The organism is Stenotrophomonas sp. TWI700 (genome assembly GCF_039673645.1).
Classification (GTDB): Bacteria; Pseudomonadota; Gammaproteobacteria; order Xanthomonadales; family Xanthomonadaceae; genus Stenotrophomonas; species Stenotrophomonas maltophilia_AA.
On sequence record NZ_JBDJMB010000011.1, the window covers coordinates 74866 to 97440 of the forward strand.

Annotated in this window: 26 protein-coding genes and 1 other RNA gene; 15 read left to right on the forward strand and 12 right to left on the reverse strand. The window is 68.1% G+C overall.

The annotated features are described in order from the left end of the window. Positions 1-41: 41 nt before the first annotated feature. Entirely contained in the window at positions 42-1367 is a 1326-nt protein-coding gene (locus ABE473_RS10410) for an aminopeptidase P N-terminal domain-containing protein (RefSeq protein WP_346489439.1), read from the reverse strand. A 7-nt stretch (positions 1368-1374) separates the two neighbouring features. Then, positions 1375-1923, reverse strand: a complete 549-nt coding sequence (locus ABE473_RS10415; protein ID WP_346489409.1) for a UPF0149 family protein — start codon at positions 1921-1923, stop codon at positions 1375-1377. Positions 1924-2088: 165 nt separating this feature from the next. Here ABE473_RS10415 and ABE473_RS10420 point away from each other — a divergent pair, with 165 nt between their 5' ends. The 8 genes from ABE473_RS10420 to ABE473_RS10455 all read left to right on the forward strand — a co-directional run bounded on the left by ABE473_RS10420 (position 2089) and on the right by ABE473_RS10455 (position 6172). Further along, a complete protein-coding gene (locus tag ABE473_RS10420) occupies positions 2089-2310 on the forward strand; it encodes a TIGR02449 family protein (RefSeq protein WP_019183857.1) in 222 nt (73 codons plus the stop codon). Next, entirely contained in the window at positions 2307-2606 is a 300-nt protein-coding gene (locus tag ABE473_RS10425) for a cell division protein ZapA (RefSeq protein WP_176988315.1), read from the forward strand. Before ABE473_RS10420 ends, ABE473_RS10425 begins: the two co-directional genes overlap by 4 nt. Positions 2607-2736: 130 nt before the next feature. Further along, positions 2737-2921, forward strand: a non-coding RNA gene (gene ssrS / locus ABE473_RS10430) — 6S RNA. A 79-nt stretch (positions 2922-3000) separates the two neighbouring features. Next, positions 3001-3600 carry a 5-formyltetrahydrofolate cyclo-ligase gene (locus tag ABE473_RS10435; RefSeq protein WP_346478936.1) on the forward strand — a complete coding sequence of 200 codons (600 nt, stop codon included), beginning with the start codon at positions 3001-3003 and terminating at the stop codon, positions 3598-3600. Between the two features lie 13 nt (positions 3601-3613). Further along, the gene (locus ABE473_RS10440) at positions 3614-4090 is read left to right on the forward strand and encodes an EVE domain-containing protein (protein ID WP_346478935.1); all 477 of its coding nucleotides are present in this window, start codon (positions 3614-3616) and stop codon (positions 4088-4090) included. A 28-nt stretch (positions 4091-4118) separates the two neighbouring features. Continuing rightward, positions 4119-4766, forward strand: coding sequence for a ribose-5-phosphate isomerase RpiA (gene rpiA / locus ABE473_RS10445; protein WP_346478934.1), 648 nt, complete (start codon positions 4119-4121; stop codon positions 4764-4766). Positions 4767-4811: 45 nt separating this feature from the next. Beyond that, positions 4812-5264: a DUF192 domain-containing protein gene (locus ABE473_RS10450; protein WP_346489410.1), complete on the forward strand. Its 453-nt coding sequence runs from the start codon at positions 4812-4814 to the stop codon at positions 5262-5264. A gap of 62 nt (positions 5265-5326) precedes the next feature. Then, positions 5327-6172: a tetratricopeptide repeat protein gene (locus ABE473_RS10455; protein WP_176988310.1), complete on the forward strand. Its 846-nt coding sequence runs from the start codon at positions 5327-5329 to the stop codon at positions 6170-6172. Positions 6173-6214: 42 nt separating this feature from the next. On the opposite strand, the gene ABE473_RS10460 is transcribed toward ABE473_RS10455, so the two are convergent. After that, entirely contained in the window at positions 6215-6406 is a 192-nt protein-coding gene (locus tag ABE473_RS10460; RefSeq protein WP_037553342.1) for a rubredoxin, read from the reverse strand. 72 nt (positions 6407-6478) lie between these two features. On the opposite strand from ABE473_RS10460, the gene thiE reads away from it, so the two are divergent. Together thiE and hemL are read left to right on the forward strand one after the other, a co-directional pair. Further along, positions 6479-7111: a thiamine phosphate synthase gene (thiE, locus tag ABE473_RS10465; RefSeq protein ID WP_319208488.1), complete on the forward strand. Its 633-nt coding sequence runs from the start codon at positions 6479-6481 to the stop codon at positions 7109-7111. A gap of 15 nt (positions 7112-7126) precedes the next feature. Further along, complete coding sequence (hemL, locus tag ABE473_RS10470) at positions 7127-8416, forward strand: glutamate-1-semialdehyde 2,1-aminomutase (RefSeq protein ID WP_346489411.1); 1290 nt, start codon at positions 7127-7129, stop codon at positions 8414-8416. A gap of 57 nt (positions 8417-8473) precedes the next feature. Here hemL and azu read toward each other — a convergent pair whose 3' ends face one another. After that, positions 8474-8932, reverse strand: coding sequence for an azurin (gene azu / locus ABE473_RS10475; protein ID WP_179460163.1), 459 nt, complete (start codon positions 8930-8932; stop codon positions 8474-8476). A 114-nt stretch (positions 8933-9046) separates the two neighbouring features. Here azu and ABE473_RS10480 point away from each other — a divergent pair, with 114 nt between their 5' ends. Continuing rightward, a complete protein-coding gene (locus tag ABE473_RS10480) occupies positions 9047-9658 on the forward strand; it encodes an HAD-IA family hydrolase (protein WP_346489412.1) in 612 nt (203 codons plus the stop codon). A 48-nt stretch (positions 9659-9706) separates the two neighbouring features. On the opposite strand, the gene ABE473_RS10485 is transcribed toward ABE473_RS10480, so the two are convergent. After that, positions 9707-10936 (reverse strand): acetylornithine transaminase, encoded by a 1230-nt coding sequence (locus ABE473_RS10485; RefSeq protein WP_319208477.1) that lies wholly within the window; start codon positions 10934-10936, stop codon positions 9707-9709. Between the two features lie 65 nt (positions 10937-11001). Between ABE473_RS10485 and ABE473_RS10490 the strand changes: the two genes are divergently transcribed. Continuing rightward, positions 11002-11874, forward strand: coding sequence for an ion transporter (locus ABE473_RS10490; protein ID WP_346489413.1), 873 nt, complete (start codon positions 11002-11004; stop codon positions 11872-11874). A 42-nt stretch (positions 11875-11916) separates the two neighbouring features. Here ABE473_RS10490 and ABE473_RS10495 read toward each other — a convergent pair whose 3' ends face one another. Together ABE473_RS10495 and ABE473_RS10500 are read right to left on the reverse strand one after the other, a co-directional pair. Beyond that, positions 11917-12882: a YiiG family protein gene (locus ABE473_RS10495; RefSeq protein WP_346489414.1), complete on the reverse strand. Its 966-nt coding sequence runs from the start codon at positions 12880-12882 to the stop codon at positions 11917-11919. Between the two features lie 88 nt (positions 12883-12970). After that, positions 12971-13789, reverse strand: coding sequence for an NAD(P)-dependent oxidoreductase (locus tag ABE473_RS10500; RefSeq protein WP_346489415.1), 819 nt, complete (start codon positions 13787-13789; stop codon positions 12971-12973). A gap of 116 nt (positions 13790-13905) precedes the next feature. Here ABE473_RS10500 and ABE473_RS10505 point away from each other — a divergent pair, with 116 nt between their 5' ends. After that, positions 13906-14577 (forward strand): hypothetical protein, encoded by a 672-nt coding sequence (locus ABE473_RS10505; protein WP_346489416.1) that lies wholly within the window; start codon positions 13906-13908, stop codon positions 14575-14577. 69 nt (positions 14578-14646) lie between these two features. Here the strand turns inward: ABE473_RS10505 and ABE473_RS10510 are convergent, their stop codons facing one another. After that, positions 14647-15309, reverse strand: coding sequence for a phosphotransferase (locus ABE473_RS10510; protein ID WP_346478924.1), 663 nt, complete (start codon positions 15307-15309; stop codon positions 14647-14649). A 102-nt stretch (positions 15310-15411) separates the two neighbouring features. On the opposite strand from ABE473_RS10510, the gene ABE473_RS10515 reads away from it, so the two are divergent. After that, positions 15412-17415, forward strand: coding sequence for a VTT domain-containing protein (locus ABE473_RS10515; RefSeq protein WP_346489417.1), 2004 nt, complete (start codon positions 15412-15414; stop codon positions 17413-17415). 51 nt (positions 17416-17466) lie between these two features. On the opposite strand, the gene ABE473_RS10520 is transcribed toward ABE473_RS10515, so the two are convergent. The 3 genes from ABE473_RS10520 to ABE473_RS10530 all read right to left on the reverse strand — a co-directional run bounded on the left by ABE473_RS10520 (position 17467) and on the right by ABE473_RS10530 (position 20320). Continuing rightward, entirely contained in the window at positions 17467-18045 is a 579-nt protein-coding gene (locus ABE473_RS10520) for an LON peptidase substrate-binding domain-containing protein (protein ID WP_346489418.1), read from the reverse strand. 12 nt (positions 18046-18057) lie between these two features. Then, positions 18058-19422: a UDP-N-acetylmuramate:L-alanyl-gamma-D-glutamyl-meso-diaminopimelate ligase gene (gene mpl, locus ABE473_RS10525; protein WP_346489419.1), complete on the reverse strand. Its 1365-nt coding sequence runs from the start codon at positions 19420-19422 to the stop codon at positions 18058-18060. A 334-nt stretch (positions 19423-19756) separates the two neighbouring features. Beyond that, positions 19757-20320, reverse strand: coding sequence for an adenylate kinase (locus ABE473_RS10530; RefSeq protein WP_176988293.1), 564 nt, complete (start codon positions 20318-20320; stop codon positions 19757-19759). Between the two features lie 141 nt (positions 20321-20461). Here ABE473_RS10530 and ABE473_RS10535 point away from each other — a divergent pair, with 141 nt between their 5' ends. Further along, positions 20462-21718 (forward strand): 6-phosphofructokinase, encoded by a 1257-nt coding sequence (locus ABE473_RS10535; protein WP_346489420.1) that lies wholly within the window; start codon positions 20462-20464, stop codon positions 21716-21718. Positions 21719-21952: 234 nt separating this feature from the next. Here the strand turns inward: ABE473_RS10535 and ABE473_RS10540 are convergent, their stop codons facing one another. Continuing rightward, complete coding sequence (locus tag ABE473_RS10540; RefSeq protein WP_346489421.1) at positions 21953-22456, reverse strand: hypothetical protein; 504 nt, start codon at positions 22454-22456, stop codon at positions 21953-21955. Positions 22457-22575 lie beyond the last annotated feature (119 nt).

Genomic DNA, 22575 nt, shown 5'->3' on the forward strand with positions numbered 1-22575 from the left:
GGAGCGCAGCCACCCATGGGGTGGCTCTACCGTGAAGCGGATCAGCGCTTCGCCATGTCTTCTTCGATCTCATCGGCACTGCGTGCCAACGCAGCGGTCAGCACCTGATGGCCGTCCTCGGTGATCAGCACGTCGTCTTCGGTGCGGATGCCGATGCCACGCCAGCGCGCTTCCACGCTGCGGTCGTCCGGTGAGACATAGAGGCCCGGCTCGATGGTGAACACCATGCCGGGCTCCAGCATCCGCGAATCCCCGGCCAGCCGGTAATCGCCGACGTCGTGCACGTCCAGGCCGAGCCAGTGCCCGGTCTTGTGCCGGTAGAACCGCTGGTAATGCGCTTCGGCGATGTTCTCTTCCAGCGTGCCCTTGAGCAGGCCCAGCCGCAGCAGGCCTTCGGTCAGGGTCTCCACCGCGGCCAGGTGGCCGGCTTCATAGGCGTTGCCCGGGCGGGCCTGGGCCAGCGCCGCCGCCTGCGCCGCACCGACCAGGTCATGCAGCGCGCGTTGCTCGGCGGTGAAGCGGCCGTTGACCGGGAAGGTACGGGTAATGTCACTGGCGTAGCCGCGGTACTCGGCACCGGCATCGATCAGGACCAGATCGCCATCGTGCGAGCGCGCATTGTTGTCGCGGTAATGCAGGATGCAGCCGTTGGCACCGGCACCGACGATGCTGCTGTAGGCCGCGCACGCATCATTGGCACGGAACACACGCTCCAGATCGGCCTGCAGTTCGTACTCGTGGATGCCCGGCCGCGCCACGTGCATCGCGGCACGGTGGGCCTGCACGCTGATGTCGGCGGCGCGCTGCATCACCGCGATTTCCGCGGTCGATTTGAACAGCCGCTGCTCGTGCAGCAGGTGGCCCAGCTCGAGGAATTCATGCGGCGGCTGCGCGCCATGGCGCACCTGCGAGCGCACCCGGTTGACCCAGCCGATCAGCTTGAGATCGAACTCGGCATCGCGACCGAAGTGGTAGTACACCCGCGAGCGCCCTTCCAGCAGGCCGGGCAGGATGTCGTCCAGGTCGTCGATCGGGTAGGCGTCGTCCATGCCGTACTGCGACACCGCACCTTCCTGGCCGGCGCGCGCGCCATCCCAGGCTTCGCGGTCGGCGTCGCGCTCGCGGCAGAACAGGATCACCTCGCCATGGCGGCGGCCCGGAATCAGGACCAGCACGGCCTCCGGTTCCGGGAAGCCGCTCAGGTACCAGAAGTCCGAGTCCTGGCGGAACGGATAATGCGTATCCAGGCTGCGCACCCGCTCGGACGCGGCCGGCAGCACCAGGATCGCGTCATCGCCGGCCATTTCCATCAACTGCTGGCGACGACGCGTGTATTCGGCGGCGGAGATGCCGGTCAGCTGCCGGATATCCATCTCAGTTCAGGCGCTGCCGATGGCGCGCGGCCATGACGCAGTCACCGTGCAGCAGCAGCACCGCCACGCGGATGAACTCCTCGATCTCGGCCAGTGCGTCTTCGTCATCGTCGTTGCCGCTTTCGAAGTCTTCGCTGGAGGCCTGGGCCAGCTTGGCCAGATCGGTCAGGGCCTCGTCGCCCTCTTCCGACAGCGCCGGGCGGTTCTGGCCCGAGCCGAGCCCGAAGCCCCCGAGGAACGCGCGCGCCCAGGTGAACAGCGCATCGGCCTGCTGAGCGGTGTCGCTGGCATCGCTCAGCAGCAGCTCGAACGCGAAGTCACGGTCTTCCAGCTGCGCCACGCTGGCATCGAGCAGCCGCGCCAGCGCGTCGCCTTCGGCCGGGGTCGGCAGGTTGTCATCGGCCAGCACGCGGGCCGGCCATTCACGCACCGGCGCACCGCCGGCGGACAGCCAGCCGCACAGGCCGCCGTGCAGTTCAGCGGCGCTGGCGCCCAGGCCCAGGGCCTGGCTGGCCTGGTTTACGTCGTCGACACTCGGGAGTTCGGTCATCTTGGGGCTACGGTTTGTGAGCGCCACAGTGTAGCAATCCACCCGTGTCGACCGGGTTGCGATGGCTGCCACCGGGCCCCGCCCCGGTGCCCCGGGGTCGACCGCCCGCAGGCCCCGTCAATATTCGCTTGACCGCCCCATCCGCCCTTGCCTATCGTGCCGGACATGGAACCCGCCGATGCCATCGCCCAATTGCAGGCCTTCGCCGCCCGGGTGGAGGCGTTGCTGGAGCGCAACCAGCGCCTGGCCGACGAGAACCGCAGCCTGCGCCACCAGCAGGAACAGCTGGTCGCCGAACGCTCCCAGCTGCTGGCCAAGAACGAGCAGGCCCGCTCCCGGGTCGAAGCGATGATCACCCGCCTCAAATCCCTGGAGCAGCACACATGAGCCAGACCGAACCGGTCAGTGTCCGCATCCTGGATCGTGAATACACGGTGGGCGTGGGCGCGGAGGAACGCGAGAGCCTGACCGCCGCCGCCCGGCTGCTGGACGCCAAGATGCGCGAGATCCGCGGCAGCAACCGGATGGCCGCGGTCGACCGGGTCGCGGTGCTGGCCGCGCTGAACCTGGCCCACGAACTTCAGCAGCTGCGCGATGAGCACGCCCGCCAGGCGATCGCGCTGCAGCAGACCCTGGGCGATCTGAACCGCCGCCTGGATCGCGCCTTCGACGGCGCAGGGTGATCCACGACGGGTTCCACGCGATGGCCGATTGCACAAGTACATCGCATGGCCTTCATCGATCTGAATTGACGTGCAATCCGACCGACGAACGGACTGGTCGAATCGCACAAGAGGGCTATAATCCTCGTCGCGTTCTCTGCTGTGAACGACGGCGTGTGCAAACATTCGCCTTGTCCCTTAATTACGACCACGGGTGCGCGACGGCGCCGGGAGTGCAAGTCCGCCTTGTAGCGGGAAGCCCGATGGAACCCCAGCGTACCCACTTGAACCCCGGGTTCAAGGTCGTTTCGCATGCATCGTCACGGCGGAGAATGCAATATTCCAGCAAGAGCGGCGTTCCCTTGGGACGTCGCTCTTGTTTTATCCGCTTCCTCCGCACGCTCCGGACCCAGGCATGACCGACCCGCGCTCCGCACTGCGCCAGCAGCTGCGCCAACGCCGCCGTGATCTCCCCGCCGCCGTGCGCCTGGCCGCCGCCGAACACTTGGCTGATGGCCTGCTCTCCCTTCCTTTCGCGCCCACGCAGGGCCACGTCGCCGGCTACTGGGCGATGGATGGCGAGATCGCGCTGCACCGTTGGCAGATGCAGTTGCCCGCCGGGCTCACCTACTGCCTGCCGGTGCTGCATGAGAAAACGCTGCGCTTCGCGCCGTGGCGCCCGGGGCAGGCGCTGACCGCCAACCGCTTCGGCATCCCCGAACCCGAGGTTGCGCTGGAGGACACGCTCGCGCCGGAACAGATGGCCCTGGTCGTGGCGCCGCTGGTCGGTTTCGATGCACAGGGCCGCCGGCTCGGCATGGGAGGCGGCTGGTATGATCGCAGCTTCGCATTCCGCCACCAGCGCCCGGCGCCGCCGTGGCTGGTCGGGGTCGGCTTCTCGGTCCAGCAGGTCGATGACCTGCCGGTGCAACCGTGGGACGTCGCGGTGGATGCGATCTGCACCGACGTCTCCACCCTTGTCTGCGTACCGACCAATGGTCGGCACCTACAGTAATCAAAGACTCCGCATGACCGCACGCAAGCGCTACTGGCTGATGAAGTCCGAACCGGACGCCTTTTCCATCGATGATCTGCAGCGCGTAGGCCGCGAGCCCTGGAACGGCGTGCGCAACTACCAGGCGCGCAACTTCATGCGCGACGGCATGAAGGTCGGCGACGGGGTGATGTTCTACCACTCCAACACCAAGGTGCCGGGCATCGTCGGGCTGGCCACGGTGGCCAGCGAGGCCTACCCGGACGACACCCAGTTCGATCCCAAATCCGATTACTACGATCCCAAGGCGACCCGCGAAGAACCGCGCTGGATGCTGGTGGACGTCGCCTTCGAGCGCAAACTGCGCGACACCATTTCGCTGGACGAGATCAAGCTGCACGCCGATGCGCTGGGCGAAGGGTTCCCGTTGACCGCGCGCGGCAACCGCCTCTCCATCCTCCCGGTGACCGCCGCGCAGTGGAAGCTGCTGCTGTCGCTGGAAAAGCACTGACCCCCCTTTCCTCCAAGAGTTGCCCGCCATGTCCGAAGCCAAGCGCCTGGCCGCTGAAAAAGCCATTGAATACGTCGAAGACGGCATGATCGTCGGGGTCGGTACCGGCTCCACCGTCGCCTACTTCATCGACGCCCTGGCCAGGATCCAGCACCGCATCAAGGGCGCCGTGTCCAGCTCGGACCAGAGCACCGCACGCCTGAAGCAGCACGGCATCGAGGTGTTCGAGCTCAACCACACCGGCACCCTGTCGCTGTACGTGGATGGCGCCGACGAGTGTGACGGCAACAAGAACCTGATCAAGGGCGGCGGCGCCGCGCTGACTCGCGAGAAGATCATCGCCGAGGCCAGCGAGCGCTTCGTGTGCATCATCGACCCGAGCAAGCAGGTGAAGGTGCTGGGCAGATTCCCGCTGCCGGTGGAAGTGATCCCGATGGCACGCAGCCTGGTCGCCCGCCGCATCATGGACATGACCGGCGGCCAGCCGGCGTGGCGTGAGGGCGTGGTCACCGACAACGGCAACGTGATCCTGGACATCCACCATCTGGAAATCACCGATCCGGTGAAGCTGGAGCGCGAGCTCAACCAGCTGCCGGGCGTGGTCAGCGTCGGCCTGTTCGCACGCCGTCCGGCCGATGTGGTGATCGTGGGCGGTGAACCGCCGATCGTGATCTGATCCCGTGGCCGTCGCCCGCGACGGCCGCCCCAACGAGGCACTCCCATGTCCCTGCTGCGCCTGCTGCCCCTGTTCCTGTTGCTGACCCTCGCCGGCTGCGCCAGCACCAACGCCCGTCACTGGGTGGAACTGGACGGCAACCGTTACCACGTTGAACTGGCCACCAACGATGACACCCGCGCCCGCGGCCTGATGTTCCGCGACCAGATGCCGGACGACCACGGCATGCTGTTCATCCACGAACGCGAAGAGCTGCAGGCGTACTGGATGAAGAACACCAAGATCGCCCTGGACATCCTGTACTTCGACGCGCAGCGCCGCCTGGTCAGCCAGCAGCGCGACGTGCCGCCGTGCTCGGCCGGCGATCGTTGCCCGCCCTACCCCAGCAGCGAACCGGCCCGTTATGTGCTGGAACTCAACGCCGGGCAGGCCGAGAAGATGGCGCTGAAAGACGGTACCGAACTGAAGTTCGGCCCCGGCATCGCCGACGACAAGTAAAACGGCCCCGATAAACGCGCCGCGCCCTTGAATCGCGGCGCGTTTGTCGCCAGTCTTGTCCCATGCAGGGGCAGATCACATTGCCGACGTGGGAATCACTGGCCGAGCTGGACGACGAGGCGCTGCCTCTGTTGCCGACCGCCCTGCTGATCGCCCGGGACGAATACCCGGACCTGGATCCTGCCGTCTACGACGCGGTCCTGCAGAGCCACGCCGACCACCTGCGCACCGAGATCGCCACGATCGACATGTGGCCGCTGAAAATCGCCGCGGTCAATCGCCACCTGTTCGACGAGCTGGGCTACAGCGGCGACCACGGTGAGTACTACGACCCGCGCAACAGCTATCTGAACCAGGTCTTCGAACGCCGCCTGGGCAACCCGATCTCGCTGGCACTGGTGCAGATGGAAGTCTCGCGCCGGCTCGGCATCCCGCTGGACGGGGTGTCCTTCCCCGGCCACTTCCTGGTGCGCCTGCCGCTCAACGACGGCGTGCTGGTGATGGACCCGTTCAACGGGGGCCGCCCGCTGGGGGTGGAGGAACTGCGCGAACGCGCGCGCTCGCACCTGGGCGGTGAAGTGCCCGACGACGACGTGCTGGCGCAGATCCTGGACCCGGCCCCGGCGCGCGCGATCCTGATGCGGATGCTGCGCAACCTGCATGGCGTGTACGTCGAACGGGGGGAATGGGACCGCGCCGCGCGCAGTGCCGACCGCCTGCTGAAGCTGGCGCCCGAGCAGGACGACGCCCTGCGCGATCGCGGCATGGCCTACCTGCAGCTGGACTACGAGGCCGGCGCGCGCAGCGACCTGGGGCTGTACCTCAAGCGCAATGCCAAGGCCAGCGACGCCCAGTTCGTGCGCGAGAAGCTGGTCGGGCTCGGTGGCGCGGTGCCGCGCCTGCACTGAGGGCGCCGTGATGCTCGCCAGGCGCTGACGCCCGGTCGTGCCTCAGTCGACTTCGACCATCTCGAAATCATCCTTGGTCACGCCGCAGTCCGGACAGGTCCAGGTATCGGGAATGTCCTCCCAGCGCGTGCCGGGGGCGATGCCCTCTTCCGGCAGCCCGTCTTCTTCCCGGTACAGGAAGCCGCAGACAACGCACATCCAGGTGCGGAAGGTGGTGGCGGTAGCGTCGGTCATCGGATAATCATGGCGGGACAGGAGCTGACAGTGGTCATTGTCCCACTCCCGTTGCGCTACCGGTAGCCATTGATGAATCACGCTTCAGCCCCCACGCCGCCCCGCGGCGTCTACCTCATCACCCCCGACGAGCCCGATACCGCGCGGCTGCTGGCGCGCACCGCGCCGCTGCTGGCGGCCGGCGCGACCTGGCTGCAGTACCGCAACAAGACTGCCGATGCCGCCCTGCGCCTGCAGCAGGCGACCGCGCTGCAGGCGCTGTGCGGGCAGCACGGCGTGCCATTGATCATCAATGACGACCCGGCGCTGGCCCATGCCGTGGGCGCCGCTGGCGTGCACCTGGGCGGCACCGACGGCGACATCGGCGCGGCGCGTGCCCTGCTGGGGTCCGACGCCATCATCGGCGCGTCCTGCTACGACCAGCTGGCCAATGCCGCGCGTGCCGTGGCCGAAGGCGCCAGTTATGTGGCCTTCGGCGCGTTCTTCCCCACCACCACCAAGGTCACCGCCAGCCGTGCCACGCCGGACCTGCTGCGGCAAAGCGCCGCACTGGGCGTGCCGCGGGTGGCGATCGGCGGGCTCAGCCCGGACAATGTGGGTCCCATCATCGCGGCCGGTGCCGACCTGGTGGCCGTGGTCAGCGGCATTTTCGCCGCCCCCGACCCGGTTGCCGCCCAGCGCGCCTTCCTCGCCCAGTTTCCGTAAGACCCAGGACACTCCATGAACCACGACCAGTCCCACGCCCTGTTCACCCGCGCCCAGAAGCTGCTGCCGGGTGGCGTCAACTCGCCGGTGCGCGCGTTCAAGTCGGTCGGGGGCGAGCCGTTCTTCGTGCAGCGCGCCGATGGCCCGTACCTGTATGACGTGGACGGCAACCGCTACATCGATTACGTCGGCTCCTGGGGCCCGATGATCGTCGGCCACAACCACACGGCCGTGCGCCAGGCGGTCAAGCAGGCGATCGGCAACGGTCTGTCGTTCGGCGCACCCTGCGAAGCCGAAGTGACCATGGCCGAGACCCTGACCCGGCTGGTGCCGTCCTGCGAGATGGTGCGCATGGTCAACTCCGGCACCGAGGCCACGCTGTCGGCGATCCGGCTGGCACGCGGTGCCACCGGCCGCAGCCGCATCGTCAAGTTCGAAGGCTGCTACCACGGCCACGGCGACTCGTTCCTGGTCAAGGCCGGCAGCGGCATGCTGACCCTGGGCGTACCCACCTCGCCGGGCGTTCCCGCGGGCCTGAGCGAACTCACCCTGACCCTGCCCTACAACGATTTCGATGCGGCCACGGCGCTGTTCGCCGAACAGGGCGAGCACATCGCCGGCCTGATCATCGAACCGGTGGTCGGCAACGCCAACTGCATTCCGCCGCGCGAGGGCTACCTGCAGCACCTGCGCGCGCTGTGCACGCAGTACCGCACGGTGCTGATCTTCGATGAAGTGATGACCGGCTTCCGCGTGGCCCTCGGTGGCGCGCAGGCGCATTACGGCGTGACCCCGGACCTGACCACCTTCGGCAAGATCATCGGCGGCGGCATGCCGGTGGGCGCGTACGGCGGTCGCCGCGAGCTGATGTCGCAGATTTCCCCGGCGGGCCCGATCTATCAGGCCGGCACCCTGAGTGGCAATCCGGTGGCGATGGCCGCCGGCCTGGCGATGCTGGAGCTGGTGCAGGAACCGGGCTTCCATGATCGCCTGAGCGCCGCGGCGGCACGCCTGTGCACCGGGCTGGAAGCCGCCGCCGCCGAGGCCGGGGTTGCGGTGACCACGACCCAGGTCGGCGCGATGTTCGGCCTGTTCTTCACCGATCAGAAGGTGGAGACCTACGCCCAGGCGACCGCCTGCGACATCGCCGCGTTCAACACCTTCTTCCACGCGATGCTGGAGCGCGGCGTGTTCCTGGCGCCGTCGGCCTATGAGGCCGGCTTCCTGTCCAGCGCCCACGACGACGCCATCATCGATGCGACGCTGGAGGCAGCGCGCGAGGCCTTCAAGGTCGTCAAAGGCTGACAAAAACGGGGACGGAGGTAATTAATAACCACCTCCGTCCCTGTTATTCACTGTTATTCAACCGAACACGAAGCGGCCCTTCATCATCGCGAAGTGGCCCGGGAACGAGCAGAAGAACGTGTAGTCGCCGCCCTTGGTCAGCTTGGCGGTGGAGAAGGTGACGCTGGTGGTCTGCCCACCGCCGATCACCGGCGTATGCGCCAGCACGCGTGCATCGCCCTTGGGCAGGTAGCTGTCGGCCAACGTCGCGCGCATGCCGGCCATCGCCACCGGCTGGTAATCGGCCGTGCGGGTCAGCACCCAGTTGTGGCCCATCGCGGTCGCGGCGAGCTTGCCGGTGTGGCGCAGCGTCAGCTTCACCTGGGTGCAGTCCGCCGCAACCTTGAGCTCCTTCTGGCTGAAGCTCATCTGGTCGGTGCTGTCGAGGGCGATCGCGCAGACACGCGCATGGGCGGCCGGGGCCAGCATCAGGCCGGCGAGCAACACGGGGGCAAGCAGTTTCAAGGCGATCTCCATCGAACAGTCCCCGCGATTCTAGTGACCGCCCGTGCAGGCGACGTGCGACGCGATGTCGCAGCGCAGCCCCCGGCTGGGTTACGGTCAGCCTTGGACCTGGACGAGACTTCTCCGATGCCCCCTGCGATCGAGTGCCTGCTGCTGGATTTCGATGGCGTGCTGGTGCGCTATGCCCGGCATCTGCGCGTGCGCCATCTCGCCGCGGGCATCGGCTGCAGTGCGGCGCAGGTGCAGGCGGCGCTGTTCGACAGTGGACTGGAGCGCGCCTACGACAGCGGCATGGCGACGGACGCGTACCTTGAGCAACTGGGTGAAGCGCTGCGGACCACGATCAGCATCGTGCAGTGGCAGGCGGCGCGCATCGCGGCGTGCGCACCGGAAGCAGGGGTCATCGAACGCGTGGCACGGATCGCCCGGACGTTGCCGATCGCGATCCTGACCAACAACGGCGAACTGATGGCACGGACGATTCCGCTGCTGCTGCCGACCCTGGCCGATGCCCTGCACGGCCGCATCCTGTGCAGCGGTGCACTGGGCGGGCGCAAGCCGGACCCGGCGATATTCACCCAGGCAGTGGAACGGCTGGGCGCGCGCGCCGAGCGCACGCTGTTCGTCGATGACCTGTTCGTCAACGTGCGCGGTGCGCGGCAGGCAGGCCTGCAGGCCGAGACCGCGACGGACAGCCGCGCGTTCGGCAAGGTCATGAAACGGTACCGATTGGAATGAGCGTGCCGCAGGTACCCACCAACGGTGGGCACCTGCCGGCTACCTCGATCAGCGCGATGCGATGAACGAAGCGACCGCTGCGCGAAGCCGCTTCAGGCCTTCGGCGATTTCTTCATCGGTGATGTTCAGCGACGGCACGAAGCGCAGCACGTCCGGGCCGGCCTGCAGGGTCAGCAGGCCGTGGTCGGCGGCGTGGTCGAGGATGGGCCCGGCCTGGCCGGCGAAGTCCTTGTCCAGCACCGCGCCCAGCATCAGGCCGCGGCCGCGGACCTGGCTGAACACCTTGAACTCGTCGTTGATCCTGCCCAGGCCATCGCGCAGCGCCTGCGACTGGCGGCTGACGTTGTGCGCGATCTCGGGCGAGGACAGCTTGCGCAGCGCCACGCGGGCCACCGCAGCCGCCAGCGGGTTGCCACCGAAGGTGGTGCCGTGCGCGCCGAACTGCATCACCTCGGCGACCTTCGGGCCGGCCAGCATCGCGCCGATCGGGAAGCCGCCGCCCAGCGCCTTGGCCAGGGTGACGATGTCGGGGGTGATGTTGTCCTGCCAGTGCGCGAACAGGGTGCCGGTGCGGCCCATGCCGACCTGGATCTCATCGAGCACGACCAGGGCATTGTGCTGGTCGCACAGCTCGCGCACGCGCTTCAGGAAGCCCGGCTTGGCCGGCATCACGCCGCCCTCGCCCTGGATCGGCTCGAGCATCACCGCGGCGACATCGCCGGCCGCCATCGCGGTTTCCAGCTGCACCTCATCGTTGAAATCGACATAGCGGAAGCCACCGGGCAGCGGCTCGTAGCCTTCCTGGTACTTCGGCTGGGCGGTGGCGGTGACCGCGGCCAGGGTGCGCCCGTGGAAGCTGCCGCGGAAGGTCACGATCACGCGCTGGTGCGCCGGGCGGCCCAGCGAGGAGGCCCACTTGCGGACCAGCTTGATCGCCACTTCGTTCGCTTCGGCGCCGGAATTGCACAGGAACACGCGCTCGGCGAAGCGCGAGGCGGTGACCAGCTCTTCGGCCAGGCGCAGCGGCGGTTCGCTGTAGAACACGTTGCTGGTGTGCCACAGCTTGCCGGCCTGCTCGATCAGCGCCGCGGTCAGGTCCGGATCGTGGTGGCCCAGGCCGCACACGGCGATGCCGGCGGCCAGGTCGATGAACTCGCGGCCCTGGGTGTCCCAGACGCGGGCGCCCTGGCCGCGCTCGAGCACCACCTGGCGCGGTTTGTAGACCGGCAGGTAGTAATGCGACAGGGACAACAGCGGATCGGTGGCAGCGGCGGTCATGGCGGTCAGGGGCTCGGGAAAGATCCCATTCTCGCGCCTTGGGCCGGTGGGGCACAATGCGGGCCATGCGACCGTTCACCGCCCCCCAGCTCAACCCCGCCACCGAGTCCGGCTGGCGCCGCCAGTGGTTCGACATCATCTACCGCCACGACACCCGGCCCTCGCGCAATTTCGACCTGCTGCTGGTCTACGCGATCATCGCCAGCGTGGTGGTGGTCATGTTCGACAGCGTGCAGCGCTTCCACGCGGCCTATGCCGACTGGCTGTACGTGCTCGAATGGGGCTTCACGCTCCTGTTCACCGCCGAATACCTGCTGCGGCTGGTGGTGGTCAAGCGCCCGCTGCGCTACGCATTCAGCATCTGGGGCATCATCGATCTGGCCTCGATCCTGCCGACCTACCTGTCGCTGTTCATCCCCGGCGCGCAGAGCCTGCTGGTGGTGCGCGCGCTGCGCATCCTGCGGGTGTTCCGCATCCTCAAGCTGACCCGCTACATCGAAGAAAGCGGCGTGCTGATGGAGTCGCTGTGGCGCAGCCGCCGCAAAGTGCTGCTGTTCCTGTTCACGGTGATCACCATCACCATCATCGCCGGCACGATGATGTACGTGATCGAAGGCCCCAACCACGGCTTCACCAGCATCCCCAGCAGCATGTACTGGGCGGTGGTGACCATGGCCACGGTGGGCTTCGGCGACATCGTGCCGCAGACCGTGCTCGGCCGCTTCGTCACCTCGGTGCTGATCCTGATCGGCTACAGCATCATCGCGGTGCCGACCGGCATCTACACCGCCGAACTGGCCAACACCATGCGCGATGCCGAGCATGCCGCGCGCCGGGATGCACGCGGCTGCCCGCACTGTGGCCTGGAAGGCCACGAACCGGATGCCGTGCACTGCCGCCATTGCGGCGACAAACTGCCCCCGGTGTTCAACGTCTGATCAGCGCGCGGCGGGCCGCCAGGCAGCCCGCCGCGTGACCGCTCAGCGTGCGCCGCTGGTCTGGGCCAGGCGGTTGCTCATGTCGACCAGGTCGTTGTAGCTGGCCAGCAAGGCTTCGGCCGAGCCCTGCGGATTGCTGATCCGCCCACTGCTCTCCATCAGCATCTGCTCGCTGCGGGTGTACGGCTTCCTGGATTCCACGCGCTCGATGCGGCGACCGGCATCGCGGGCCAGCGCATCGGCCGCACGCTCCACGTGCCCCCACATCGCATCGCCCTTGCCGACCTTGTCATCCTGCGCCTGCTGCAACAGGGCCTGGAACGCAGCGAGCTGGGTGCGCGCGACCGCCAGATCCGGGGTCTCGCTGTTGAGCAGCTGGGTCAGCTGCTTGCCATCGCCGAGGATCTTGATCTGGTAGTACGCCAGCGAGCGGCCTTCGGAGGCTTCAATCTCCTTGAGCTGTTCCGCGCGACGTTCGTCTTCGCGCTTTTCCAGCGCGGCATCCAGTGCAGTGCCTGCGTCGAAGAAGGCCATATAGGCTTTCATCAGCGGCGCATGCTGGCTGCGCATCCCGGCATGATCGTCGCGCAGATAGTCTTCACGGCTGTAGTAACGGTCGGCCTGCTCGATCAACGCATACAGGTCGACGAAGGTCTTCTGGTAGTTGCGCGCCGCCGGATCCAGTGCCGGTTCCGCCGGCGTCATCGCGAGCGCAGCGACCATCGGTGCGTTGCACGCGTCCACACGATGCGACAGCACCGTACCCGGCCCACGCACCTTCTTCTCGTTGCCGGTCGGGCCGGCTTCCGGATCCTGCATCCAGCCGATGTACTGCTGGAAGCCTTCATGGATCGGCTGTTCGACGGCGTTGAAGCAGGCGATGTAGGCATTCACCTTTTCCACGCCCTGGGTATCGGCGACGCTGCCCGGGCCCTTGCTGCAGGCGCCGAGCAGGCTGATCAAGGCGATGGCGGCGGCAAGCGGCGCGGTCCGTGTGCGGAATGACATGCGAGTGTCCATACAAAATGGGGCACGCACCATAGCAGCCTGCCGTGTGCAGCGCATGTCATCGCACCCGCGCAGTGCACGCCGCGCGTCAATCCAGGAACAGATCAGGCAGCAGCGGCTGCGATGGATCGACGGCGTAGCCGCTCAGATCGGTGATGCCCGCCTGGGCCAGCACCTCGTCATCAAGCAGGAACTGGCCACTGAAACCGGCGGCCTCCCGGGTCAGCACCGCGTGCGCGGCATCGGCCAGGATCTGCGGCGTGCGGCAGCCGGCGGGATCGACGCCGGGAATCATGTTTATCGCGTCGGTAGCGATGATGGTGCGCGGCCACAGCGCATTGACCGCGACGCCCTGCGGACCGAACTCGGCGGCCAGCCCGAGGGTGACGAAGCTCATGCCCATCTTCGCCAGCGTGTAACCGGTGTGCGGGCCCCACCACTTCGGGTCCAGGCAGGGCGGCGGCGCGAGGGTCAGGATGTGCGGGTTGGGCGCCTGCAGCAGGTGCGGCAGGCACGCCTGCGCGCACAGGAAGCTGCCGCGCGCGTTGACCTGCTGCATCAGGTCGAAGCGTTTCATCGGGGTATCCAGCGTGCCGCGCAGCCAGATCGCACTGGCGTTGTTGACCAGGATGTCGATGCCGCCAAACGTATCCACCGTGGCGGCCACCGCCGCGCGCACCTGGTCCTCTTCGCGGATGTCGCACTTCAGCGCCAGCCCCTGCCCGCCCGCGGCGGTCACCGCTTCTGCAGCGCTGTGGATGGTGCCCGGCAGCTTGGGATTGGGCACCGAGGACTTGGCCGCGATCGCGACGTTGGCGCCGTCGCGCGCCGCACGCAGCGCGATGGCCAGGCCGATCCCGCGCGAGCCGCCGGTGATGAACAGGGTTTTGCCTTGCAGACTGGCCATGTGCGGATTCCTTCAGTGCGATTGCAATGGACCCGCATTATGCCGCCCCGGCGCATACGCCGGATTCATGCGCGGCGTCGATACTGGGCGTCCACGTTCTGCATGGAATGAGCGACATGACGGCGATCCGCCTTCCCCTGACTGCGCTGGCCCTGGTGCTCGGCGTTGCCGCCTGCCAGCCGGCGGGCGCTCCGACAAGCGCCGAGGCGCAAGCGGCCGCCACCGTTCCCGGCACCGCGGGCGGCGCGTCCCCCTTCAGCGAAGCCGCGATCTGGGACGGCGAGGTCGATGCCTGCCGTGGCCAGGCACCGGTCGCCGATGATTGCCTGGCCCGCGCGATGCAGGCCGCCAAGGCCAGCCCGCAGGCGATCGCCGCCGCCCATCAACTGGGCGCGCAGGGCAATCCCGGCTATGTGAGTGCATGGCGCGAACAGGAGGGCGTGGGCGTCGCCACCATCGAGTACCCGTTCCGCGCCAATACCAATGAAGGCACGCTGCTGGTCGACAGCGCCGGTCACACGGTGGATGTGGATGCGGACGTGCTGCCGGAAATGTCGCGTGCCGATGCCACGGTCAAGCCGTTCCTGGATGCACACCCGGAGGCCACGCCCTTCGCACCGGCCGAGGCCAGCGGCAGTGAAGCGCGGCCCGACGGGGGCGTGCGCCTGATCTACAGCACGCCGATGCGTACCTGTCATGCCTGCGCGGATGTCGGGAAGCTGCGGGTCGCCTACGATTTCGATGGGCAGCGCCGGTTCGCCGGCAAGCAGATTCTCGATCTGCGCTGACCACCATCGCCTGGTCCCGGTCAGCCGGGCACGCGCCCGGTCATTGCGGCGCGTGCGTGCTGCGCGCGCTCAGGGCTTCGGCCCCTGCCCTTCGTTGTCTTCCCAGTGCAGGATCCTGCGGGTGACGAAGCGGTAGACCGGCTTGCCGGTGCGGAACCAGAGATCGCGCACCCACGAGGTGCGCTTGAGCAGCCGCTTCTCCACCGGCGTCAGGTACTGCCGGCAGTACATGCGCTTGTGCTTGAGCAGATGGCGCAGGTCTTCGCGGGCCAGCAAGCGCATCCAGCGCGAGCGCGGGTTGCCGATCACCGCCAGCTGGAAATCGATCAGCGCCGGCGAGCCGTCGTCGCGTACCAGCCAGTTGGCTTCCTTGGCCAGGTCGTTGTGCGCGATGCCATGGCGATGCACCTGCTGCAGCAATCGGCGGGCGGCACGGAAGTACGCCAGGTCGCCCTGCGGCGGACGCTGGTACATGGCATCACCGGCCATGAAGCTGCGGTCCAGCCAGCGCCCGTTCCAGTCCAGCAGGCGCGGGGTGTCGGGCATGCCATCCAGATGCGCCAGCGCGCGTGCCTCGCGCCGGGCCAGCCACCATGCCGGCAGCCGCAGCCACCACGGGGTGGCTTCCAGATCACGGCGCACGAAGCGCTGGCCGTCCTGCTCCATCAGCAGGATGCGGCCGAAGCTGTCGGCTTTGAGGGCGGTCGGGGCGGCGTCGGCGGGGCGTGTCATGCCGCCATTCTAGGCGGGTGATCGCGTTCATTCACTGCAGATGCCGCATATTCCCGGCGCCTGGCGGGCAGTCAGTCACTTTGCCGCCTCTATAATCCCCCGATGGACTCGTCATGGATCGATGCCACGCTTGCGTGGATCTCAGCTCACCCCGTGCTTGCCGGCGCGGTCATCTTCCTCATCGCGTTCTGCGATGCGGTCATCGTGCTGGGCGCGATCGTGCCCGCGTTGCCGCTGTTGTTCGCCGTCGGTGTGTTCATCGGCCTGGGCCAGATCTCCGGACCCTATGCGGTGGCCTGTGCAGCCCTCGGCGCATTTGCGGGGGATGGCATCAGCTACTGGATCGGTCGGCGCTGGGGCGATCGCCTGCGGGGTTTCTGGCCCTTCAGCAAATACCCGCAGCTGCTCGACCGTGGCGAGACGATGTTCCGCCGCAATGCGTTCAAGAGCATCCTGGTGGCGCGCTATGTCGGCGCGATCCGCCCGTTCGTGCCCGCCATCGCCGGCATGATGAAGATGCCGCTGTCGCGCTACATCCAGGCCAGCGGCATCGCCAGTCTGTCCTGGGCGGTACTGTTCCTTGCGCCCGGCTGGGTGCTCGGCGAGGCGTATGACGCAGTGGCTGCGGTCGCCGGCCGGCTGGTGATGGTGCTGGCCCTGCTCGGCGTGATCATGGGCCTGGTCTGGGCGATCGTGCTGTATGGCTACCGCTGGTCGGCCTCGCGCATGGACAGCTGGCTCGCCAGCCTGCTGGCCTGGTCGCAGCGGCACCCGACCCTGGGCCGCTATTCGGTGGCGGTGTTCGATCCGCAACGGCGGGAGTCGGTGCCGTTGGCGATGCTGGCGGTGATGCTGCTGCTGCTCGGCTGGGGTTGGTTCGCGTTGTTGATGGCCGTGGTCGCCCACGGCGAGCCGCTGATGGTCGATCTGGCCGTGCACCACGCGATGCTGGCGCTGCGCAATCCGCTGGCCGATTACCCGATGGCCGCCCTGGCCTCGCTGGGCGCGTGGCAGGTCCTGCTGCCGGCCACCGCCGCCGGCATGGGCTACCTGGTCTGGCGCCGGCGCTGGATGGCGGCGGCCCACTGGCTGGCCGCGCTCGCCTTCGGCCTTGCACTGTGCAAGCTGCTCGGCGCGACGGTGGACGTCGTCCGCCCGCCGGATGCAAGCAGCGGCTTTGGTTTCCCGTCGGTCTCGGTGACGATGGCCACGATCACGTTCGGCTTCTTCGCCGTGCTGATCGCGCGCGAGCTGCCGGGCCGCACGCGCGTCTGGCCTTACCTGCTCTCGGGCATCATCGTCAGCCTGATCGGCTTCGCGCGCATCTACCTCGGCGCGCATTGGCTGAGCGATGTGATCGGCGGCATGCTGTTCGGTCTGTTCTGGCTGCTGGTGCTGGGCATCGCCTACCGTCGCCGCTTCAACCGCTCGTTCTGGGTCAAGCCGGTGGCGTGGCTGTTCTACGGCACCTTCGCCATCGCCGCGCTCTGGTATGCCCCGCGCAACATCCCGGTCAAGCTGGCGCGTTTCGAACCGGCCCAGCCGATCCCCGCGCCGCTGGATGCCCAGGCCTGGTGGACAACCGGATGGCAGCACCTGCCCTCACGCCGCAATGAGTTCGACGACGATCAGCGCTGGCCGCTGGATGTGCAGGTGGCCGGTCCGCTGGACCCGCTGCAGCGTCGGCTGGAAAGCCAGGGTTGGCGCGTGCAGCCGCAGGCCGGTTGGGAACAGGCGCTGTTGATGCTCGACACGTCCGGCGACAAGGACACCGTGCCGGTACTGCCGGCCACTCTGGACACCCAGGTCGAGTCGCTGCTGATGCTGCGCGCGGGCAATGCGCCCAACGAGATCTTCGCGCTGCGCCTGTGGCCGGCACCGGCACGTCTGGCGGCGCCGGACAACGAACCGCTGTGGCTGGGCAGTGCGCAGACGCTGCATTACCAGCAGCACTTCAAGCTGATCGGGATGTGGCGGCCGATGCGTGGCATCGACCCGTCGCTCAATGCGGTCCGCCAGGCCCTGGAGGGCCTGCCGCAGCAGGTCGATACCCATCCGGACACGGAGATGCCGGTACTGCGCGTGCGCATGCCCCCGGCGGAATGAGGCCGCGCCGGGGCATCCCCGGCCGATCGTGCAGCGGGGCCACGCCCCGCGTTACGGCATCCAGTCCAGCAGCGCCTGCAGGCGCTGGTGCGGATCATCGCGCTGCAGCAACTGCAGGCGCTGAGCATCCTGGAGCGGCAGCAGTTCGGCCAGGCGCCAGCCGACCCAGCTGGCCTGCTCCATCTGCGCCGGGCTGACCGGGGCGAACGCGGCGCCCGCCTGCTCGATGATGTGCTCGAGCACGGTCGCCATCAGCGCGTGCTCGGGCTGCAGCTCGTCGTCGCTGTCGGGCGCGCACCAGGTCACCTCGGCGATGATCAGGCCGTTGTCGCGCACCCGGGTCCGTTCGACATGGAAGCGGCGCTGGCCGCGCAGGCGCAGCACCAGCACGCCATCGGCACCGACGTCGAAATCCTCGATCCGCGCCTCGACCCCGTAGGCGGCGGGCAACGCCGGCGCGCCGACCTCCGCGCCCTCCAGGATCAGGCAGACACCGAACGCGGTGCCCGCCCGGCTGCATTCGCGCAGCATGTCCAGATAGCGGCGCTCGAACACCCGCAGGCCCAGCGCCGCACCGGGCAGCAGCACGGTGTGCAGCGGGAACAGGGGCAGCGAAGCGGTCTCGGTCATGGCCAGCGGCACTCAGGGCTGCTGAAGCTGCGCCAGGAAACGACGCGGGGCACCGTCGAACCCGCCGTTGGACATGAACACCACATGGTCGCCCGGCGCGGCGATCGCGCCCAGCTGGGCCAGCAGCGCATCGGTGTCGGCCACCGCATGCGCCTCACCCCGCACGGCGGCGATCACGGCGGCGGCATCCCAGGCCAGCTCGGGGCGATGCAGGAACACCACCGCGTCGGCCCCGTCCAGCGACGGCGCCAAGGCCTGCGCGTGTGCGCCCAGCCGCATCGAATTGCTGCGCGGCTCCATCGCCACCACGATGCGGGCATCACCGACCTTGGCACGCAGGCCGTCCAGCGTGGTGCGGATCGCGGTCGGGTGGTGCGCGAAATCGTCGTAGATAGTGATGTCGCGCGCCTGGCCGATCACTTCCAGCCGGCGCTTGACGCTGCGGAACGCGGCCAGCGCCGGGATCACCGTGGCCAGCTCGACGCCCACTGCATGCGCGGCAGCCAGGGCGGCCAGCCCGTTGAGGACATTGTGGCGGCCGAGCAGCGACCAGCGCACTTCACCGACCCGTGCGCCGCGATGGTGCACGACGAACACGCTGCCATCGGCTTCGACCAGTTCGGCGTGCCATTCCAGCGAAGGATCGAAGCCGAAGCGCTCCACCGGGGTCCAGCAGCCCATCGCCAGCACCTCGGCAAGATAGGCATCTTCGCCGTTGACGATCAGGCGCCCGCGCGCGGGCACGGTACGGATCAGGTGGTGGAACTGGCGCTGGATCGCGGCCACGTCCGGGAAGATGTCGGCGTGGTCGTATTCGAGATTGTTGAGGATCGCCACCAGCGGGCGGTAGTGCACGAACTTGCTGCGCTTGTCGAAGAACGCGGTGTCGTACTCGTCGGCCTCGACCACGAACTCGCGGCCGCTGCCCACGCGCGCGGACACGCCGAAATCCTCGGCCACGCCGCCGATCAGAAAGCCCGGTTCGCGCCCGGCGCTGTGCAGCAGCCAGGTCAGGATGGTGGTGGTGGTGGTCTTGCCGTGGGTGCCGGCCACGGCCAGCGTGTCGCGGCCCGGCAGCACCTGCTCGGACAGCCACTGAGCGCCGGAGATGTAGCGCTGCCCGGCGTCGAGCACCGCTTCCACGGCGGGATTGCCACGCGACAGGGCATTGCCGATCACCACCTCGTCGCAGTCGGGCGCCACGCTGTCGGCGCGGTAGCCGGGATCCAGCGCGATGCCCAGGCGTTCGAGCTGGGTGGACATCGGCGGATAGATCGCCTGGTCGCTGCCGCGGACCGTATGGCCCTTCTCGCGTGCCAGCGCGGCGACGCCGCCCATGAAAGTGCCTGCAATGCCAAGAATATGGATCGTGCTCATGCGTACGATTGTCGCCGATCACCAGCGTCGATGGAGATCGCCGTCAGACAACTCCTAGTCGACTATCAGAAAAGTCCAGCCGGGTGTCGGGGAATTCCCGATAGCGCCGTACTGTGAAGACGGACACAATTCGCGTGGCCAGCCGCAGTACCCCATTGGTCCTACTCCCCAAGAGGCCATCCCCAGGGGGGCTCATGCTGCGGGGCTCTGAGCAAGCCCGCTCGCTGGCACCTTCACACCACGCGCCTGGTCCCTTCGGGGGCCGGGCGCGTGTGTTTTACGGATCCTGCACACGCTGCGCGGGTGCGGTGCCGCCGCAGCGGCACCGACCGGCTCAGGCCTGGATCGCGGCGCGGATGCGCGCTTCCACATCGTTCAGTTCGCCCACGCCATCCACGCGTGCGAGCGTCCCGCGGCCGGCATAGAAATCCACCACCGGCGCGGTCTGGTCGTTGTAGACCTGCAGGCGCTGGCGCACGGATTCGGGGTTGTCATCGGCGCGGCCCTGTTCGGCGGCGCGGCCGGCGATGCGCTCGACCAGCAGTTCGGTCGGCACGTCCAGCTGCACGACGGCATCCAGCGGCTGGCCGATCTTGGCCAGCAGGGCGTCCAGCGCGTTGGCCTGGGCCACGTTGCGCGGGTAACCGTCGAGGATGAAGCCCTTGGCCACGTCGTCCTGGCCCAGGCGCGACTCGAGCATGCCCAGCAGGATGTCATCGGACACCAGGTTGCCGGCATCCATCACGGCCTTGGCCTGCTTGCCCAGCTCGGTGCCGGCGGCCACTTCGGCACGCAGCAGGTCGCCGGTGGAAATGTGCGCAATCGACAGGTGTTCCTTCAGGCGCGTCGCCTGTGTCCCCTTGCCCGAACCGGGCGGTCCCAACAGAACCAATCGCATCAACCTGACTCCAACTTGGTAAGAAAATGGAAGGGCGCGCGCCCCGGGATTGTCCACAATCACGCTGCACCGCAATACGCGCACTTTACCCCATACCGGTAATGTCTCTGCAATGTCCTTCCCCCAGACCAAGGTCGCACCATGCCCAACGGTACCCTGCTCTACGCCCAGTCAGGCGGCGTCACCGCCGTCATCAATGCCACCGCCTCGGCGGTCATCAGTACGGCCAGGGCCAAAGGAATCAAGGTCTTGGCCGCGCGCAACGGCATCCTCGGTGCGCTCCGCGAAGACCTGATCGACACCTCCCGGGAGACCGCCGCCGCCATCGCCGCCCTCGCCCACACCCCGGGCGGTGCGTTCGGCTCGTGCCGCTACAAGCTCAAGTCGCTGGAGGCCGACCGCGGCAAGTACGAGCGCCTGCTCGAGGTGCTGCGCGCCCATGACGTGCGCTGGTTCCTCTACAACGGTGGCAACGATTCGGCCGATACCGCCTGGAAGGTCTCCCAGCTGGCCAAGGCCTTCGACTACGACCTGACCTGCATCGGCGTGCCCAAGACGATCGACAACGATCTGGCCGTGACCGACACCTGCCCGGGCTTCGGCTCGGCGGCCAAATACACCGCGGTCTCCGTGCGCGAAGCCGCGCTGGACGTCGCCGCGATGGCCGAGACCTCGACCAAGGTGTTCGTCTACGAGGCCATGGGCCGCCACGCCGGCTGGCTCGCCGCCGCCGCAGGCCTGGCCGGCCAGGGCGCCGACGACGCCCCGCACATCATCCTGCTGCCCGAGCGTGCCTATGACGAGGCCGCGTTCCTGGCCAAGGTGAAACAGGTGGTCGAGCGCGTGGGCTACTGCGTGGTGGTGGCTTCCGAAGGCATCCAGACCGCCGATGGGCGCTTCGTCGCCGATGCGGGCGGCGGCACCGATTCGTTCGGGCATACCCAGCTGGGCGGCGTTGCTTCGCAGCTGGCGGCGCGGGTTAAGGATGCGCTGGGCTACAAGGTCCACTGGACCCTGCCCGACTACCTGCAGCGCTCGGCGCGGCACATCGCCTCGAAGACCGACTGGGAGCAGGCGCAGGCGGTCGGCAAGGCCGCGGTGCAGTTCGCGCTGAAGGGCCAGAACGCGGTGATGCCGGTGATCGTGCGCACCAGCGATAAACCGTATCGCTGGAAGATCGAGGCCGCGCCGCTGCACAAGGTGGCCAATCACGAGAAGAAGATGCCGGCCGGCTTCATCCGGCGCGATGGCTTCGGCATCACCGAGAAGGCCCGCGCCTACCTCGCCCCGCTGATCAAGGGAGAAGCCCCGTTGCCGTACGGGCCCGATGGACTGCCGAAGTACGTGACGCTGAAGAACGTCGCAGTCAAGAAGAAGCTGCCTGCTTTCGAGGCATGAGCGACCCCGGTGGTGCCGGCCGCTGGCCGGAACCTTCGGGCAGTCCGATAGTCGGGTAGTGCCGGCCGCTGGCCGGCATCGCGGTGTCCGCCACGACTCCGGGGAGCCGGCCAGCAGCCGGTCTCACCGGGCATCTGACGGTCCGCGTGGAGCCGGCCAGCGGCCGGTCTCACCGGGCATCTGACGGTCCGCGTGGAGCCGGCCAGCGGCCGGCACTACCGGGGTGTGGTCAATTCAGTTGCAGGCCTTGCCTTCGACCTTCATCTGCGCGGCGAACATCGGCACCTGGGCGATCTTGCCGGCCGCGGCCTGCTTCTTGGCATCTTCCAGGTAGATGCGCGACTGGCCCTGGCCATCCAGCTCGGGCTTGGTGGTGACCGGCATGCGCCACACACGGACGACGGCCTGCTGCGCCGGGCACGACGCATTCGGCACGCGGATCACGTCATTGAGTTTCCAGCCCTTGGCTTCGCTGGGCTGCGCCTTGTCGTAGTCGACGAAACGGGCCCGCGGCTGGCACTGCTCGCTGGTGCGCACCACGGCGAATGTGTACGGCTGGGCCGCTTCACCGGTGAACACGCCTTCCAGCCGCGCGCAGGCTTCGGGAATCTGGCGCAGGGTGTGGGCCGCGCCTACCGCCTGCGGGGTGCCCGCGGCGCGCTGCAGTTCGGGGGTCTCGGCGGCGAAGGAGGACACGGCGGGCAACAGGGCCAGCCACAACAGATGACGGGGGGACATGGCAGGACTCCAACGGCTGGGGATGGGCCGAGGCTGCCAGTGGGTGGCTGAACGGCGTGGCAAAGGCGGCCGGTCGTCCGGATCTGCCTGGTTGCCGGCCAGCGGCCGGCACTACCCAT

Excerpts from the sequence above, each read along its gene's own strand:
- ABE473_RS10415 (WP_346489409.1), bottom strand. The coding sequence starts at position 1,923 with ATGACCGAACTCCCGAGTGTCGACGACGTAAACCAGGCCAGCCAGGCC.
- ABE473_RS10420 (WP_019183857.1), top strand. The coding sequence starts at position 2,089 with ATGGAACCCGCCGATGCCATCGCCCAATTGCAGGCCTTCGCCGCCCGG.
- ABE473_RS10425 (WP_176988315.1), top strand. The coding sequence starts at position 2,307 with ATGAGCCAGACCGAACCGGTCAGTGTCCGCATCCTGGATCGTGAATAC.
- ABE473_RS10435 (WP_346478936.1), top strand. The coding sequence starts at position 3,001 with ATGACCGACCCGCGCTCCGCACTGCGCCAGCAGCTGCGCCAACGCCGC.
- ABE473_RS10440 (WP_346478935.1), top strand. The coding sequence starts at position 3,614 with ATGACCGCACGCAAGCGCTACTGGCTGATGAAGTCCGAACCGGACGCC.
- rpiA (WP_346478934.1), top strand. The coding sequence starts at position 4,119 with ATGTCCGAAGCCAAGCGCCTGGCCGCTGAAAAAGCCATTGAATACGTC.
- ABE473_RS10450 (WP_346489410.1), top strand. The coding sequence starts at position 4,812 with ATGTCCCTGCTGCGCCTGCTGCCCCTGTTCCTGTTGCTGACCCTCGCC.
- ABE473_RS10455 (WP_176988310.1), top strand. The coding sequence starts at position 5,327 with ATGCAGGGGCAGATCACATTGCCGACGTGGGAATCACTGGCCGAGCTG.
- ABE473_RS10460 (WP_037553342.1), bottom strand. The coding sequence starts at position 6,406 with ATGACCGACGCTACCGCCACCACCTTCCGCACCTGGATGTGCGTTGTC.
- thiE (WP_319208488.1), top strand. The coding sequence starts at position 6,479 with ATGAATCACGCTTCAGCCCCCACGCCGCCCCGCGGCGTCTACCTCATC.
- hemL (WP_346489411.1), top strand. The coding sequence starts at position 7,127 with ATGAACCACGACCAGTCCCACGCCCTGTTCACCCGCGCCCAGAAGCTG.
- azu (WP_179460163.1), bottom strand. The coding sequence starts at position 8,932 with ATGGAGATCGCCTTGAAACTGCTTGCCCCCGTGTTGCTCGCCGGCCTG.
- ABE473_RS10480 (WP_346489412.1), top strand. The coding sequence starts at position 9,047 with ATGCCCCCTGCGATCGAGTGCCTGCTGCTGGATTTCGATGGCGTGCTG.
- ABE473_RS10485 (WP_319208477.1), bottom strand. The coding sequence starts at position 10,936 with ATGACCGCCGCTGCCACCGATCCGCTGTTGTCCCTGTCGCATTACTAC.
- ABE473_RS10490 (WP_346489413.1), top strand. The coding sequence starts at position 11,002 with ATGCGACCGTTCACCGCCCCCCAGCTCAACCCCGCCACCGAGTCCGGC.
- ABE473_RS10495 (WP_346489414.1), bottom strand. The coding sequence starts at position 12,882 with ATGTCATTCCGCACACGGACCGCGCCGCTTGCCGCCGCCATCGCCTTG.
- ABE473_RS10500 (WP_346489415.1), bottom strand. The coding sequence starts at position 13,789 with ATGGCCAGTCTGCAAGGCAAAACCCTGTTCATCACCGGCGGCTCGCGC.
- ABE473_RS10505 (WP_346489416.1), top strand. The coding sequence starts at position 13,906 with ATGACGGCGATCCGCCTTCCCCTGACTGCGCTGGCCCTGGTGCTCGGC.
- ABE473_RS10510 (WP_346478924.1), bottom strand. The coding sequence starts at position 15,309 with ATGACACGCCCCGCCGACGCCGCCCCGACCGCCCTCAAAGCCGACAGC.
- ABE473_RS10515 (WP_346489417.1), top strand. The coding sequence starts at position 15,412 with ATGGACTCGTCATGGATCGATGCCACGCTTGCGTGGATCTCAGCTCAC.
- ABE473_RS10520 (WP_346489418.1), bottom strand. The coding sequence starts at position 18,045 with ATGACCGAGACCGCTTCGCTGCCCCTGTTCCCGCTGCACACCGTGCTG.
- mpl (WP_346489419.1), bottom strand. The coding sequence starts at position 19,422 with ATGAGCACGATCCATATTCTTGGCATTGCAGGCACTTTCATGGGCGGC.
- ABE473_RS10530 (WP_176988293.1), bottom strand. The coding sequence starts at position 20,320 with ATGCGATTGGTTCTGTTGGGACCGCCCGGTTCGGGCAAGGGGACACAG.
- ABE473_RS10535 (WP_346489420.1), top strand. The coding sequence starts at position 20,462 with ATGCCCAACGGTACCCTGCTCTACGCCCAGTCAGGCGGCGTCACCGCC.
- ABE473_RS10540 (WP_346489421.1), bottom strand. The coding sequence starts at position 22,456 with ATGTCCCCCCGTCATCTGTTGTGGCTGGCCCTGTTGCCCGCCGTGTCC.